The following is a 14,753-nucleotide window of genomic DNA, read 5'->3' as shown; positions in this document are numbered from 1 at the left end:
TAAACAATACATGTCAGGAGCGAATGGATTTGGAACAAAAACAACGCACTCTTGGAAGGCCTCGTCAAAATAAAAATACAAAATCTACAAAAGAAACCATTTTAGAAGTTGCAACTCGGTTATTTCTTACTCAAAATTATCAAGTCGTTTCTATGGAGGAAGTAGCAAAAGTTTGTGGTGTTACGAAAGCAACTGTCTACTATTACTATTCAACAAAAGCCGATTTATTTACCGCTACTATGATCGAAATGATGGTACGTATACGTGAGAATATGTCTCAAATACTCTCTACAAACAAAACTTTAGAAGAAAGATTATTAGACTTCGCTAAAGTTTACTTACACGCAACGATGGATATTGATATGAAAAATTTTATGAAAGATGCAAAACTGTCGTTATCTGAAGAACAATTGAAACAATTAAAAAATGCTGAAGATAATATGTATGAAGTACTAGAAAAAGCACTCGATAATGCTATGCACATCGGAGAAATTCCGAAAGGAAACGCTAAATTTGCGGCTCATGCTTTCGTATCTTTATTATCTATTGGGAATTTTAAAGATGAAAATCACAATCCTATTCTTGCAAATATAGATGAATTAGCACAAGAAATCGTTTCTTTTTATTGGAACGGATTAGGTCATTCATATTAAACAGATTTCCTTTAATAAAAAAGCATGTTTGAATTTTTTTCAAACATGTTTTTTATAATTTAGCATCCATTATCTAAAAATTATTATCTTCGACTTTTATAAATTTTGAAGTTGAATCTTTATATTCCCCTTACTTAATCCCCCATGGTAACAAACTACAGATTCAATATCTAGATTTAAATACTTCTTCAAAGACTGCTGTGCTTCCTTAATATTTATAGTTGTTGGGGCGTGAATTCCTCCTAACATCCCATTCACACTATACATAGAGTCTCCTGCAACAAGAATTTTACTTTGTTTCAAATATAAACTAATATGACCCGGGGTATGCCCTGGAGTATGAAGAATTAGTATTCCACCGCAATACGGAAGTTCTTGCCCGTCAATCATAGTATCACTCACTTTTCCTTTTGGTCGGTTCTCTACATTTCCGTCCTTCAATAAAGGTAAATCCCCCTCGATATATGGCTTATCTAGTTCGTGCGCATAAACTTTAATATTACTTCGACAGCGCTGCAACAACTCCGGAAGACTACCTATATGATCAATATCCTGATGCGTCAAAATCACGACTTTTAACTTATCAAATGATACCCCAACCTTTTCCATCTCTACTTGTATATCTTCAATTTGTCCTGGGAAACCCGTATCTATTAATACTGCCATTTCATCATCCCATAAAAGAATTGGATGAATAACAAATTCTTGAAATTCAAGTTGTAACATTTCTATCCCTTTAGCAATCTCCATACAGCCATTCTCCTTTATGTTGAAGTTTGAAAATATGTACGAGTAAACTGAAAATATAAAGTGAAACTTTAATCCGTGGGGCTTTTACTACTCGGCAAATAGCGGGATAAAGCACCTCTATCTTATAATATGTTTTGTCATCCCAATAGAGAATGCTTCAAACCCTATAGATTCATAGTAAGATTGCAATTTTTCTACACACATAAGTTGTGGAATAACCTTGTTTTGTTCACAGTGTTGGATTAATCGTTTCACTATTTCTTTTCCGATGCCACTAGACTGATATTTTGGCAATACACCAACTCCACAAATAATGCCTGTTATGACTCCATCTGATATGACACGCCCCATCCCTACTAACCTCTTATCATCAAAAACATAAATTGCATACCAACTTTGCTTACACATTCGTTCTAACTCGTTAACCGTTAATTTAAGAGAATTCCATCCTAAAGATTCGTATAAGGATAATAATCCATTAAAATCTGTAGGATGTTCACTTATGTAGCGTATACTATTTTCCATGTCAATACTCCCTATTCTCTGGCTTGTTTATATTTCATAAAATTCCCTTTACACAATTCTGATTGATGTAAAAATAACTAGAACAAACTTCAATAAGAAAGATAGAATTCCTTCTCAATATAAAGTAAAAAGAAGTTATCTCACTTAAGATAACTTCTTTTATATAAGACTCTCATTATATTATCAACCAAAAAATATACAACTGCATACGATTAGCACAAACAAAACTAATAAACCATTTGAGAAATAACCCATTGAATACTACCCCTTTATTAAATTATGTAAAAGATTTTATCATAAAATGATTTACAACTTAATAACTGAAAAAGACATTGTATTCATTAGTTATATATGTTTAGTAATATTTTATTTTCGGTTATATTCTCGTTCCCTGAAAGTGCTTATCATACTCTTCTACTTCAGTTCATATAAGTTCAAAATATTAAATAATAAGTAAAAAAGACCTCCACCTTACGAGATCTTTTTTACTTATTTTCCAAATACACTAATTGATTCTTCCTCAATTACAAGTAAACAATTAGCATATTACATGATTTAATATCCCAATAGCCAATTCAACTCTATTAATTCGGTTCGACCTTAATATCCCCCTTTTGTTCCAAAAACTCAATAATCGTTTCACAGACTTTATCCATCTCCTCGATATCTGGGAAATGTCCACTATTTTCAAATATAACAAGTTTACCATTTTTCAATTGTCTCGTTATTCTATAACTCATTCCTACACCCGTGTTATAGTCATGCGCTCCAACTATGACACACGTATCAATTTCTAAACCTTTAATACGCTCAATAAGCGGTAAAGATGCTTTTGTTCCAAAAATAACTTTGCTCATCTTCCCTGTATTACTTAACTGACTTTCCTCCCAAAACCTTCTATTTAGCTTTGCAAATTCTTCATTTTTAAACAATAGTCGATCTACAGCTTTTGTATCAACTATACTCCAAACTTGATTATACCTTTCTTTTAAAGGAATTTCTGACTTACTTATTATCAATATTTGTTCTTTCATTTCCCCTTTCGTTACTTGTAGAAAACCTTCTATCTGCACAGTATACATATCATTAAAATCATCTAACGATGGTGCTTGTAATACCATTTGTTCAACATTTTTTGGATATTTCAAAGCATACTCTAAACAAAGTTGTCCACCAAAAGAATATCCTAACAAATTTATCTTCTCTACATGTAATTGCTTTCTTAATTCCTCTAAATCTTCGACTAGAGTATTGATTGAGTACTCACCGTCATCTTGTGGTGCCTCACTTCGTCCGCAACCTCTTTGTTCGTAATAAACTACAGTCATATTTCCTTCTAACTTCAAACCAAGCGTTCTTTCGAATACATAATGATTACCACCTGGACCACCATGTACTATAATAAGAGGGACTGTATTATGAGCTGTCCCTGCAACTTTACACCAATGCATAATCCCATTGATTTTCAAATAGTGTATACCATCTTGCAACATTAACTGATTCATTTATCTTCTCTCCTCATCGCTCACTTATTACTATCTAAATATATAAGTTCTGACCATTTACACTTTTTCCCTTTATATTCTTTAGACACTATCCTCATTTATAAGAATAGCTTTCTTATTCAAAAATAGATTTTTAAAAATTCCTACTCCCACAATTAATAAACCTATACCAACTAATTTATTTACTTGTAATGGAACACTCTCCATTCCAAATAATCCGAATGTATCAATGCATAACGCAACGACCAATTGAGTAATAAGACTAATTAGCACCGTATATGCTGGACCTAAACTCTTTATTGCACCCATTATACAAATAATTAACCCGATGCCAAACAGTCCACTTACATAAAACAAATAATTTGCAGTATACACTTTAATGCTAATACTGTTTTCTGTAATGATATAAAATAGAATAGAGCTAATGAGACCTATTCCAAGGACACATGTAGTCGTTAACCACTGTCCTACATTTTCATTTACTTTTGCATTAAAAACAGATTGTAAGCTAATTAATATTCCTGCCAATGTAGCTAAACTAAATCCAATCAAAATCTTCCTCTCCCTTTCATTGCTCATATATATTATCTTTAGCGACTTCCTTCATTCTAAAAAAATCTTTAATTACAATAACTCCATTCCTCTTTTCAATTAATTTTTCATTATAAAATTTTTGTAATACCCGTATTACGTGCCTATAACTTACCCCTATAAAATCCGCAATACTCGTTACCGAAGTTGCATCCAAATCCTCTTTATACATATTTCCGTTACTATCTGTTGAAATTGAAAGTAAATAACTAGCTACACGTACTTCTACAGGATAAAGTAAATTAAGAGCAGTAAAACGAGTCGATATTTTTAATGTGTTCGCAATGTTTTCAAGCAAGAACTTCATAAATATAGGATCATGTAATAACTTGTTTCTAATAACCGTATTAGAAATAGAGATTGCTACAACATCTGAACAAGCTTCAACGACATTATGTGCTTTGCTATTTTGAATTAATTCAATATCACCAACAATGGCCAATGGATTGATAAAGCGAAGAATTAGTTTCTTCCCTTCAGGTGTAATCGTATAAACTTTTACTTTACCTTTAACAACAAAATATAAACGATGCATTTCGTCATCTATATTGCAAATAAGCTCGCCTTTTTCAAAGTGATTTAGTTGAAAATATGCTGTATCTATTTCTGAAAAAATCTCGAGCGTTTTATTGGTTTTCAAATAATGCGTAATTAAACCTGATCTATCCTCCATATTCATTTCCCCTTTCATTTACATATTAAATACAACAATACCTATAATCATTACTATTGTTCCCACAATATGATATCTCTCCATCTGTATCTTTTTTATATGAAACAGTCCTTTCATTTCAATAACTGTTGCCGTTAACAATTGAGCAACCATTAGTGTGCCGGCTGTCAATGTAACTCCTAATGCATATATCGCCATAGTTTCTGCACAAATAATGAATCCACCAAATGCACCCGCTGCTAAATATACTTTTTTTACACTCTTTAAATCTGTTACTTTCTCTTCTTTCTTTAACAAAAATACAGTTGTTGCAATAATGAATCCAATTAAATGCGTAATAATACTTGTCGACCATATACCAATATGTGAACTAAGTTTCGCATTAAATGTGCCTTGAAGTGTAATAAATATGCCAGCAAATACAGCAAATATAATACCTTTCAAAAAATCATCTCCTCATCTTTTATTTCTGACTTAATTAAAAGCTATAATCCTATAATGGCAAAAGGACAAATGTCACATCACTATGAAAATAACTTGGAATGAAAAAAACACACCTCAAAAATGCGAGATGTGTTTTTGATTATTTATATATAATGTTTTACGAATGAAAATTACGCTACATTAAAAGATTTCTTTTTCATAACAAACTTTGCAAATAAGAAACGTACAAGCGGCCCCATAATAATTAATTGTAATGGATACGCCATAATGAAGTTTTTAATAAAAATCGAGAAATACATTGAAACAAAAGATTCACCATGTAATCCATTATGAAAATACATCATTGCCATTCCATAAAACGACATGAAGAAAACCATTCCAATAACCATAGCTGTCGCCATCGCAATAATAATATTTACTTTTTTCGATTTATCAAATGGCAACATGAATACAATTTTTTTCGCACTAGGTCCAACGATACATATTTCAATTAATAGCGCAATAATAAATCCAATTAGTAGTTCTAATGCGATCTCCTTAATATGAATTGGCCCTCCTGATCCATTCGTTAGTAAATTGTAAAACGTCATTACGATAACCATCCCAAGGCACATCATCATACCAAATTGGAGGTTTTCCTTTCTTGTTGTTGGCAAAATTCATCATCCTTTCTCTTTGAGTCTTTGTCATTATATCGATATTGGAAACCTCTTCGTAAGTGAACATTTTGTGAACAAATTTAAAACGTTTTCATATATTTTCTTTACTTTCAACTCAAATTCTCACTTTTACTTATAACGGTTTTATATATTTCAATGTTGAATTACTAAATTTAAACATTACTACTAGGAGGAGAACCATGAATGAACAAGGATTTTTCGTATATCATATCGTAACAAGGAAAAAAATGAAGATCGGACAAAGCATTCAATTTAATAAAAATCAAACTAATACGCTATTCCACTTCTTTTTTGAAAGAAAACATTTAAATTCTAGTGGTGAAGATTCTATACAAATTTTAAAAGAACATTATACAAATGAAGAATTACATATAAAGAATGAAAATGCTACAGTAGTTATGAATTACATGGATCAAACAATTAGAGCCATTAGAGAAACGATTATGGAAATGGTTAGGCTGCAAGAATATCCTGATTATCCATCAAGATTGTCTTGTTTATATGCTGCTAAAAGCTATGAAGATGCTTTAAAATGGAAAGCATTATTTGATTCTTACAATCGAGAAGTTTTGCAGATTGTTAAACTACGAGTAATCGGAAGTTCTTTTGAAGGTGACGGGAATCTTTTACCGAAAGAAGATGCTATTCCTTTTTCTCAAAAAATGGAACAAGCTAGAGAATATTGGAAAGGAAATGTGAATAACGAACTCCCTGAGCTACTCATTAATGGCGAAATTGAAGTAGTCGAAATTATTGATGACTTTTCCTCAATTCATGTTTAATTTCTAACTAAATCAAATAGGATGGAGATTACAATGATGAAAAAAGTGTACTTCAATCATGATGGTGGTGTAGATGATTTAATTTCACTATTTTTATTACTTCAGATGGATAATGTCAAACTTACAGGTGTTTCAGTTATCCCTGCTGATTGCTATTTGGAACCAGCAATATCTGCAAGTCGCAAAATTATTGATCGCTTCAGCAAAGAATATATTAAAGTAGCCGCATCAAATTCCCGTGCGAAAAATCCATTTCCAAAAGACTGGCGGATGCATGCATTTTATGTAGATGCTTTACCAATTTTAAATGAGGCTGGAAAAGTTATAACACCTGTAGCAGCAAAGTCTGCACATCATCACTTAATAGAAACGCTTCTACAAACGGAAGGAAAAACAACTTTATTATTTACGGGACCCCTAACTGACCTTGCTCGTGCATTATATGAAACTCCCATCATAGAAGATAAAATTGAACGTCTCGTTTGGATGGGTGGTACATTTCTTACAGCAGGCAATGTACATGAACCAGAGCATGATGGAACAGCTGAGTGGAATTCGTTTTGGGACCCTGAAGCAGTGGCTCGTGTATGGGATGCAAAAATTAAAATCGACTTAGTGACACTAGAAAGTACAAACCAAGTTCCGTTAACTATAAACATACGTGAACAATGGGCAAAAGAACGAAAGTATATTGGTATGGATTTCCTTGGTCAATGCTATGCAATGGTTCCCCCTCTCGTTCACTTCTCAACGAACTCTACCTACTATTTATGGGATGTACTAACTACCGCGCTTGTCGGAAACACTAACCTTGCAAAAACTGAAACAATTAATAGTATTGTTCATACATACGGACCAAGCCAAGGACGTACAGAGGAAACTGCTGATGGACGACCTGTAAATGTCGTTTACGATGTAAAACACGATGTTTTCTTTGAATATATTACTAAATTAGCTAAAAAAGCTGCTACTTGAAACCTCAATAACACGAAAAAAATTTATTAAGAATGATATACTTTAATTAATATAACATGAGGTGATAAGATGGATTATGAGTTACTAAAAGAACGAATAGAAATTATAACTTCTAGAATTAAATACATAGGTGGTGAAGTTCAAGAAGTTTGTATAGATGAACCATCTTCCCTTGAACAAATAATCCAAGTAGAAGAAAAACTGGGTATTAAACTACCAAATAGCTTCAAAAAAGTACTTTTAGAGTTCTCAGGAAATTTTAGCTTACGCTGGTTTTTACCTGACGATGTAGAGCTACCAAATGAACTTACTGATATTTTTTGCGGAACACCCCACTGGAGTTTAGAAAGTCTTTCTGAATTCGAAAAAGAACGTAAAGACTTGGTTGACGAGTTTTTTTCAAATCTAGATGATGAATATGATGTAGTTTGGCACAACAAATTAGCATTTTGTGAAGTGGGAAATGGAGATTATTTAGCATTTGATATGAAAGATGATATAGATGCTCCAATAATTTACCTAAGCCACGACGATGGAGAAGGACATGGGTATAAGATTGCGAATAATTTCATTGAATTCATTGAGAATTGGTCAAGAGTAGCTTTTGTAGGATGCGAAGATTGGCAGTGGTTACCTTTCACTACCAGTTTTGAAAGTGGTATAAATCCAGATGATGAACCAGCCAAAAAATTTAGAAATTGCTTGGGACTTAATATTTAAAAGAGTATTGAATTAAATTTCAATACTCTTTTTGTGCAATTTAATTATATTGGATTAATGTAGTGTCTTATTGATTATTCATTTCATAACCATTGACAAAATAAGTTATTGTTTCTAACTCATCTTCATTTAATTCTCTATCTAGTTCTTGTTTATACGCTGCCTTTATCTTCTCTTCATCGCCCTTATGAGCTTCTGTATAAGTTCCTACTGCTTTTAACATGCGAATCTCTTGTAAAAACTCCTCTCGATTTATCGCTTCCCCATGAGAAAGAATATATGTCTCAGCATCAAATTTTTCTAATTCATCTATTAATGCAAACATTCTTTTCGTCGTATAGTTCCACTTCGAAGAAAAAATATCTGCATATATACAGTCTCCTAAAAATAATATCTTTTCTTCTTTCACGTAAATAACAACTGAATCATGTGCATGATCTCCGCCCACATGTTTTAACACGCATGTCACTTCACCAAGATCTAATTCCATTTGATTCTGGAACGTTAAGGTCGGAGGAATAATGTTAATATTTCTCGCTTTTTCTTCAAACTCTTTTTTTATGCAATCCGCACAAAATGCAATTTCAGTACCCTCTTTTACGCGTGCGTCCAAAGCTTCATCTGTCCATTCATAAGAAACAAGTTTACGTATCTCTTTTTTCGTTTCAGAATGTGCAATAGACAATGCATCTTGTAGTACAGGCAATCCAAAAATATGATCCCAATGCCAATGGGTTAGTGCTACGAAATCTGGATTCGATACATTTTGTTCTTTTAACATTTCTAAAAATAATTGTGCATGTTCTTCTGAATTCCCTGCATCAATCATTAACGTTTTTTCTTGTCCAACGACCATTCCTAAGATAGGTCTATCTGTTTCAGAAACAGGTGTCATATACCAAAATGAGTTTCCTATTTTTTTAATTTGTTGCATAACCAATTCCCCTTTTCATTTCCTCACTTAAGTTTAATATATAGATTATAACGAATCACTACTTTTTTCTCTATACTCAAACACAATTACTTGGACTATTCTAACTTTCCTTTTCGTAAGCTAAAAATAAGTGGAAGAATCGGAGTGTGATACTATGGAACGATTATGGATTCCAATGATTGTTACGTTTTTTTCATTTGGTGGATTACTATTAGGCGGTGCTGTTGGAGTAGCAACACGCCAACTCATTGAAGAAAAGATGCATCGTTTATACGCATTATGTGGCGGTATTTTACTTGGGCTTTTATCCCTTGAAATTATTCCTGAAACATTTTCAAGCTACGAAATGATTGGGCCTATACTTGGTATAGCCATCGGTATTTTAGTTATGAGCTTATTAGATAACTATTGTCACCATCCAATGATACATAAAAAAGATCAACAAGCATGGCAAACCTTCCTTTTTCTCTCTTTCGCTATATTTATTCATAATATACCGAGTGGATTTGCGTTAGGTACAGCTTTTATAAATCATAATGACTCTGCCATTCCCTTTTTAATAGCAATTGTCGTTCACCATATTCCAGAAGGATTAGCTTTAATTATTCCATTTCTTTTTACAAAACATAAATATATTTCCTTTTTATTAACGACTTTATTACTTTCTCTTATTCTCGGTACTGGCACAGTTTTTGGCATTTTGATGGAAGGAAAAGCTCTTCACCTGCAAGGACTCATTATGGGAAGTGCTATTGGTTCACTTGGATATGTCACAATTCATGAAATGCTTTGGAAAGCTAAGAAACAGCTCTCTTTCCTTACATTTCTAATGTGGGCAACTAGTGGTTTTTTACTAATAACAGTGTTCACTTTATTCGCTGGGCATCATTAAAGTTGCTAAAGTGAAACTTTTGTACCTCCCACACTGATTCTTAGGTCACAAATAACCAGATAAATTTTCTTATTTGTATATTTTTCCTTTTTATCCAAAACATAATGTTATCTACTTATTATAAGGAGGAACACTTATGTTTGGGAAAACAGCCGGTGAAGCATTAGTTGATTTATTAATTGACTGGGGAGTAGAACACATATACGGTATGCCTGGAGATTCCATCAATTCTATCATTGAAGCTTTAAGAAAAAAACAAGATAAAATTAAATTTATTCAAGTTCGCCATGAAGAAGCTGGTGCATTAGCAGCGGCTGCCTATGCGAAATTAACAGGAAAACTTGGCGTTTGTATGGCAATTGCAGGACCTGGTGCTATTCATTTATTAAATGGTTTATATGATGCGAAACTCGATAAAGCCCCTGTTCTAGCAATTTCAGGTCAAGTAGAAACCGATTTACTTGGAACGGACTTTTTCCAAGAAGTAAATTTAGAAAGAATGTTTGATGATGTTGCGGTTTATAACCAGCGTATTATGTCAGCAGAGCAACTACCTGCCGTAGTGAATCAAGCAATTCGAATGGCTTATACGAAAAAAGGTGTATCCGTTCTTACAATTCCAGATGATGTCCCGAAATTCGAAGTAAAAAATGGTGCTCGTATTACAAATACTTCTTTTACTTTGCCTGAGTTGTTTCCACAAAAAGAAGATTTAGATGCGGCGAAACTCGCAATAAATGAAGCGAAAAAGCCTGTGATTTTAGCTGGAAAAGGAACAAAACATGCGAGAGAATCTTTACTTGCATTGGCAGAACATATTGGTGCTCCAATCGTACTTACATTGCCAGCTAAAGGAATTATTCCTGATGAACACCCTCTTTGTATTGGTGGATTAGGATTGATTGGCACGAAACCTTCTTATGAAGCAATGAAGCATGCAGATACTTTAATTATGGTCGGTACTTCTTATCCGTTCACCGGCTTCTTACCTGAAAAAGCAAAAACAATTCATATCGATACAGATCCTGCCCAAATCGGGAAACGTTATGCGACAGATATTGGTTTAGCTGGTGATGCTGATAAAACATTACGATGGTTAATTGAAAATGTTGAAGAACACACAGACCATTCCTTCTTAGAACATCACCAAGAAATGATGAAAAAGTGGGAAGAAAAATTACACGATCAAGAAGAAGACTCTTCCATTCCAATTAAACCACAACGCGTTATGCATGCTCTGCAGCAAGTAGCACATGATGACGCAATTCTATCAGTCGATGTCGGAAATGTAACAGTATGGACCGCAAGACACTTCCGTATGACAAACCAGCAATTTGTCATTTCTAGCTGGCTCGCAACACTTGGTTGCGGTTTACCTGGTGCTCTTGCTGGAAAAATTGCATTCCCGGATAAACAAGTATTTGCAGTTTGTGGTGATGGCGGATTTGGAATGACGATGAATGACTTCGTAACAGCTGTAAAATATAAATTACCAATCGTTGTCGTCGTATTAAACAATAATAAAATTGCGATGATTAAATTCGAGCAAGAAGTTATGGGTAATATCGAATTCGAAACAGACTTAACGAACCCTGATTTTGCAAAATATGCAGAGGCGTGTGGAGGTATTGGATACCGTGTTGAGAATTTAGATGAACTACTTCCCGCTTTCCAAAATGCAGTAAAACAAAATAAACCATGTATTATTGATGTAGTTGTAGATGCTAACGAAGCACCAATGCCAGCAAAAATCACATTTGGTCAAGCCGCTGGTTATACGAAACATATGATAAAAGAATTATTTGAAGAAGGTAAGATTGATTTACCACCACTTTAAGCGAAAAAAGATAGCTGAAAACAATTTGTCTTCAGCTATCTTTTTTATTTTTGTATCTCTCTATAAAAAGAAAAGTCATCCATAGTTAGTTGTACTTGTTTCTCTACTTGTAATTCTTTACTTTCCCTCTCTAGCTTTCTCACATTTCCTAACTTAATCGCATCTTGCATGCTATTACTAATTAGATTTCCAGCTAAAATTGTCATACTATAAAAAGCAATCGGTATAAGTACAATCCATGTATGAGTAGTTAAATGACGGAAGTTTTGACCAATTAGGCCGGTCCATTCTTTTGTTACACTATCTGCCTCTGTACCAAAGATAATTGTTCCGCCAAAAAATAACTCTAACAAGCCAAGATGCAAGAGAAGTAATAAAGTACTCACAAATTGTTGAGCAACAAGTAAAAAAATGATGGTAATACGTGTGGCCATACGTGATTTTTCACTCTATGCCATTTACTGCCCCCAAGCACAGTTGCTGCCATCATAAATTCTTCTCTTTTTATCCGACGGACTTCCTGCGCTGTATATAACATAATTGTTGGTACCGCTAAACATGTAAGGATAACCATTTGAAATATTACCCTTAAATGAAACGGCTCTGGTACTGTCCCATTTTCAAACACTAAAACTTCCCTTAACACAAAAAAAGAAATCATAACCATAGGTACAATGCTGAACGGATCAAAAAAAGATGCTATAACTGGAAAAGAACGTTTGCTATACATACCAAGAAGCAAACCAATACCTCCTCCAACTATAACTCGTAGAATCGCTATAATTACGCTCGCACCAACTGTCCATTTCGCTCCTTCTATTATTAGCTGGAAAAGATCGCGTCCTTTCTCATCACTACCGAACCAAAATTTATTCGACGGTGAAAACGGAGCAGCCTCTAGTTCTCCTTTTTCGTTATACATCATCGTAAGTTCACGGATATTCCCATCGAAAAATAAAGTATTTCCAATACTAACAATCATAAGTACGCTTAAAAAAGTAACACCAAACCAAAATCTCACATCTCTTTTTACAACTTGCCACATGCTAAACACGCTCCTTTATTACATTTTGTAAAAATGTATGTAATAAACGAAATAGTATAAAAAGCGGTACGTATAATATAATTAAACTTACTGTAAATATTTCTAATTTCGAATTTTCTTTTACAAAAACAAACATACCGTACGTATTAAATATCCATTCAATAATATATAAATTTGATAACATAAATAAAATATTTGTTTTTGCATAATAGATTGTTGTTAACAAAACATTTCTTGAAATATGATTTGTTAAAATATGTCGTAAACTAAGCCCTTTACTTTTAGCAAATATACTATAATCTTTCTCTAATTCTTCTCTGAAACGTAATAGTAGTAGCTTAATAAATAATAGTGTTGTAGGCAAAGTTAGACATATTATTGGCAATAGGCGAGCCCTTTCCTCCCCAATCCCCGCTAGTTTTACTGGCATAAAGCCTGTCTTTTGAAAGATTATTACGACTAGAAGTTGCGATAATAAAATTATTAAAATATCTGGGATGCTTTCAAGTACGACAAAAATCCCATTCCACATTCGTTGCTTTGATTGAGACCGTTGTAATACCCACACAACGAGAAGATACGCAATAAGTAATGACAGTAAAAATGCCGAAATAAATACAAACATTGTCTCTAAATAATGAATCCATATTTGCGGAAATAATTTCCTCGAATCTCGAAATCCATATGTAATTTCCCAAGGTTGGAGTAACTTTCCTCCAATAAACACAATCGTGTTCCAAAAACCAATTAAATCAATTTGTAATCCCTTAAATAATCGAGGGAGCGCACCTAAACAGATTATACATAGAATTGCAGCGAATAATTGTAAACAAGTAATCCCATACCACTTAGCAGTTCGCATCAACATAACTATTACCCCTTTACGAAAGAAAGAATATCCAGAAAAAACAAACCTCCTCAACCACACCTTAAATTCGCTTTTTTCCACTTAGTAAAATAGCTTGGAATAAACACGTAACAAAAAATAATCAACCAAACACGATAAATCCCAAAAGTAATTTTTTAAAAGTTTCATTTAGGTATATATACCTAATCCCTTCTTTAAACTCTGTTATTAACATCTTCAAATTAACTTCTTTCCATTTTGTTCTACCATTTGGTAAACAAACTTTTTCTGGAATGGAGATTGTTTGAATCAAAATACCCCTCATAATAAAAGTGAGCGTATTTACTAAAATGCTCCCGTAAATTCCAAAAGTTCAGTACACCATCGTTGCAATTCCTACACCAAACAAAGCATACAAACTATTTACCATTTGATTAATACCCGCTGCTGCACCATATTGGTCTGATTCAACTACTCCCTGTATCATCGATTGTTCTGATGGAGAGAAAAATTGTATACATGCATTTTCCAAAAATAAAAATATAAAGACAAGTATAATCATCCCGTAATAAAGCGAAATTAGGATTCCAATATTACAGAGCGAACAACATATGTTACTTACTGTACAAATACGTTGTCTATCAAATCGATCCACTACTGTCCCTACTAATAGAAAAAAGATTAATGCAGGTAATGCAATCATAATTTTTGTCATCGTTGCGTAAACTGGTTGTTTTCCGTATTGATCTAACAAGTAAAACATTAAAGAAATTCCAGCAATCATAGAACCGAGTCGCTCTAAAATATTTGCTAGAAAAAACGTGCATACACTTTGTTGCGAAATAACTGTAGCATTTCTTTCATACTTCGTATCCTTCCTCTCGACAAAATAGTATTATT

Annotated in this window: 15 protein-coding genes and 2 pseudogenes; 6 read left to right on the top strand and 11 right to left on the bottom strand. The window is 33.2% G+C overall.

What is annotated here, in order from left to right; genetic code table 11:
* Positions 1–29: 29 nt before the first annotated feature.
* The gene (locus BLT20_RS09430) at positions 30–653 is read left to right on the top strand and encodes a TetR/AcrR family transcriptional regulator (RefSeq protein ID WP_000436046.1); all 624 of its coding nucleotides are present in this window, start codon (positions 30–32) and stop codon (positions 651–653) included.
* Between the two features lie 96 nt (positions 654–749).
* Here the strand turns inward: BLT20_RS09430 and BLT20_RS09425 are convergent, their stop codons facing one another.
* From BLT20_RS09425 to BLT20_RS09395, 7 genes are all read right to left on the bottom strand, one after another.
* A complete protein-coding gene (locus tag BLT20_RS09425) occupies positions 750–1,403 on the bottom strand; it encodes an MBL fold metallo-hydrolase (RefSeq protein ID WP_000401476.1) in 654 nt (217 codons plus the stop codon).
* A gap of 117 nt (positions 1,404–1,520) precedes the next feature.
* Positions 1,521–1,928, bottom strand: coding sequence for a GNAT family N-acetyltransferase (locus BLT20_RS09420; RefSeq protein WP_000431726.1), 408 nt, complete (start codon positions 1,926–1,928; stop codon positions 1,521–1,523).
* Between the two features lie 584 nt (positions 1,929–2,512).
* Entirely contained in the window at positions 2,513–3,433 is a 921-nt protein-coding gene (locus BLT20_RS09415; protein WP_001072680.1) for an alpha/beta fold hydrolase, read from the bottom strand.
* Between the two features lie 81 nt (positions 3,434–3,514).
* Positions 3,515–3,985, bottom strand: a complete 471-nt coding sequence (locus tag BLT20_RS09410) for a DMT family transporter (RefSeq protein WP_000579031.1) — start codon at positions 3,983–3,985, stop codon at positions 3,515–3,517.
* A gap of 16 nt (positions 3,986–4,001) precedes the next feature.
* Positions 4,002–4,697: a Crp/Fnr family transcriptional regulator gene (locus BLT20_RS09405; protein WP_000390196.1), complete on the bottom strand. Its 696-nt coding sequence runs from the start codon at positions 4,695–4,697 to the stop codon at positions 4,002–4,004.
* A gap of 18 nt (positions 4,698–4,715) precedes the next feature.
* Positions 4,716–5,141 (bottom strand): DMT family transporter, encoded by a 426-nt coding sequence (locus BLT20_RS09400; RefSeq protein ID WP_000676015.1) that lies wholly within the window; start codon positions 5,139–5,141, stop codon positions 4,716–4,718.
* A gap of 170 nt (positions 5,142–5,311) precedes the next feature.
* Positions 5,312–5,797 carry a DUF2798 domain-containing protein gene (locus BLT20_RS09395; protein WP_001143426.1) on the bottom strand — a complete coding sequence of 162 codons (486 nt, stop codon included), beginning with the start codon at positions 5,795–5,797 and terminating at the stop codon, positions 5,312–5,314.
* 203 nt (positions 5,798–6,000) lie between these two features.
* On the opposite strand from BLT20_RS09395, the gene BLT20_RS09390 reads away from it, so the two are divergent.
* The 3 genes from BLT20_RS09390 to BLT20_RS09380 all read left to right on the top strand — a co-directional run bounded on the left by BLT20_RS09390 (position 6,001) and on the right by BLT20_RS09380 (position 8,298).
* Entirely contained in the window at positions 6,001–6,603 is a 603-nt protein-coding gene (locus BLT20_RS09390; protein ID WP_001005241.1) for a DUF2441 domain-containing protein, read from the top strand.
* 21 nt (positions 6,604–6,624) lie between these two features.
* Positions 6,625–7,578: a nucleoside hydrolase gene (locus BLT20_RS09385; RefSeq protein WP_002025760.1), complete on the top strand. Its 954-nt coding sequence runs from the start codon at positions 6,625–6,627 to the stop codon at positions 7,576–7,578.
* Positions 7,579–7,647: 69 nt separating this feature from the next.
* Complete coding sequence (locus BLT20_RS09380) at positions 7,648–8,298, top strand: SMI1/KNR4 family protein (protein ID WP_000384352.1); 651 nt, start codon at positions 7,648–7,650, stop codon at positions 8,296–8,298.
* Positions 8,299–8,365: 67 nt separating this feature from the next.
* On the opposite strand, the gene BLT20_RS09375 is transcribed toward BLT20_RS09380, so the two are convergent.
* A complete protein-coding gene (locus BLT20_RS09375) occupies positions 8,366–9,232 on the bottom strand; it encodes an MBL fold metallo-hydrolase (RefSeq protein ID WP_001186113.1) in 867 nt (288 codons plus the stop codon).
* A 154-nt stretch (positions 9,233–9,386) separates the two neighbouring features.
* On the opposite strand from BLT20_RS09375, the gene BLT20_RS09370 reads away from it, so the two are divergent.
* Both BLT20_RS09370 and BLT20_RS09365 read left to right on the top strand, forming a co-directional pair.
* Entirely contained in the window at positions 9,387–10,124 is a 738-nt protein-coding gene (locus BLT20_RS09370) for a ZIP family metal transporter (protein WP_000440626.1), read from the top strand.
* 136 nt (positions 10,125–10,260) lie between these two features.
* Positions 10,261–11,961, top strand: a complete 1,701-nt coding sequence (locus BLT20_RS09365; protein ID WP_000467233.1) for a pyruvate oxidase — start codon at positions 10,261–10,263, stop codon at positions 11,959–11,961.
* A gap of 44 nt (positions 11,962–12,005) precedes the next feature.
* Here the strand turns inward: BLT20_RS09365 and BLT20_RS09360 are convergent.
* The 3 genes and pseudogenes from BLT20_RS09360 to BLT20_RS09350 form a co-directional block, all read right to left on the bottom strand.
* A pseudogene (locus tag BLT20_RS09360) lies at positions 12,006–13,006 on the bottom strand (ABC transporter permease subunit).
* Position 13,007: 1 nt separating this feature from the next.
* Positions 13,008–13,874: an ABC transporter permease subunit gene (locus tag BLT20_RS09355; RefSeq protein ID WP_000929110.1), complete on the bottom strand. Its 867-nt coding sequence runs from the start codon at positions 13,872–13,874 to the stop codon at positions 13,008–13,010.
* A gap of 124 nt (positions 13,875–13,998) precedes the next feature.
* A pseudogene (locus BLT20_RS09350) lies at positions 13,999–14,717 on the bottom strand (MFS transporter); the annotation flags it as partial.
* Positions 14,718–14,753: the final 36 nt, after the last annotated feature.

The sequence above is a fragment of the Bacillus sp. cl96 genome (assembly GCF_900100505.1).
Taxonomy (GTDB): Bacteria; Bacillota; Bacilli; order Bacillales; family Bacillaceae_G; genus Bacillus_A; species Bacillus_A cereus.
This window is presented reverse-complemented; position numbering and strand designations above follow the sequence as displayed.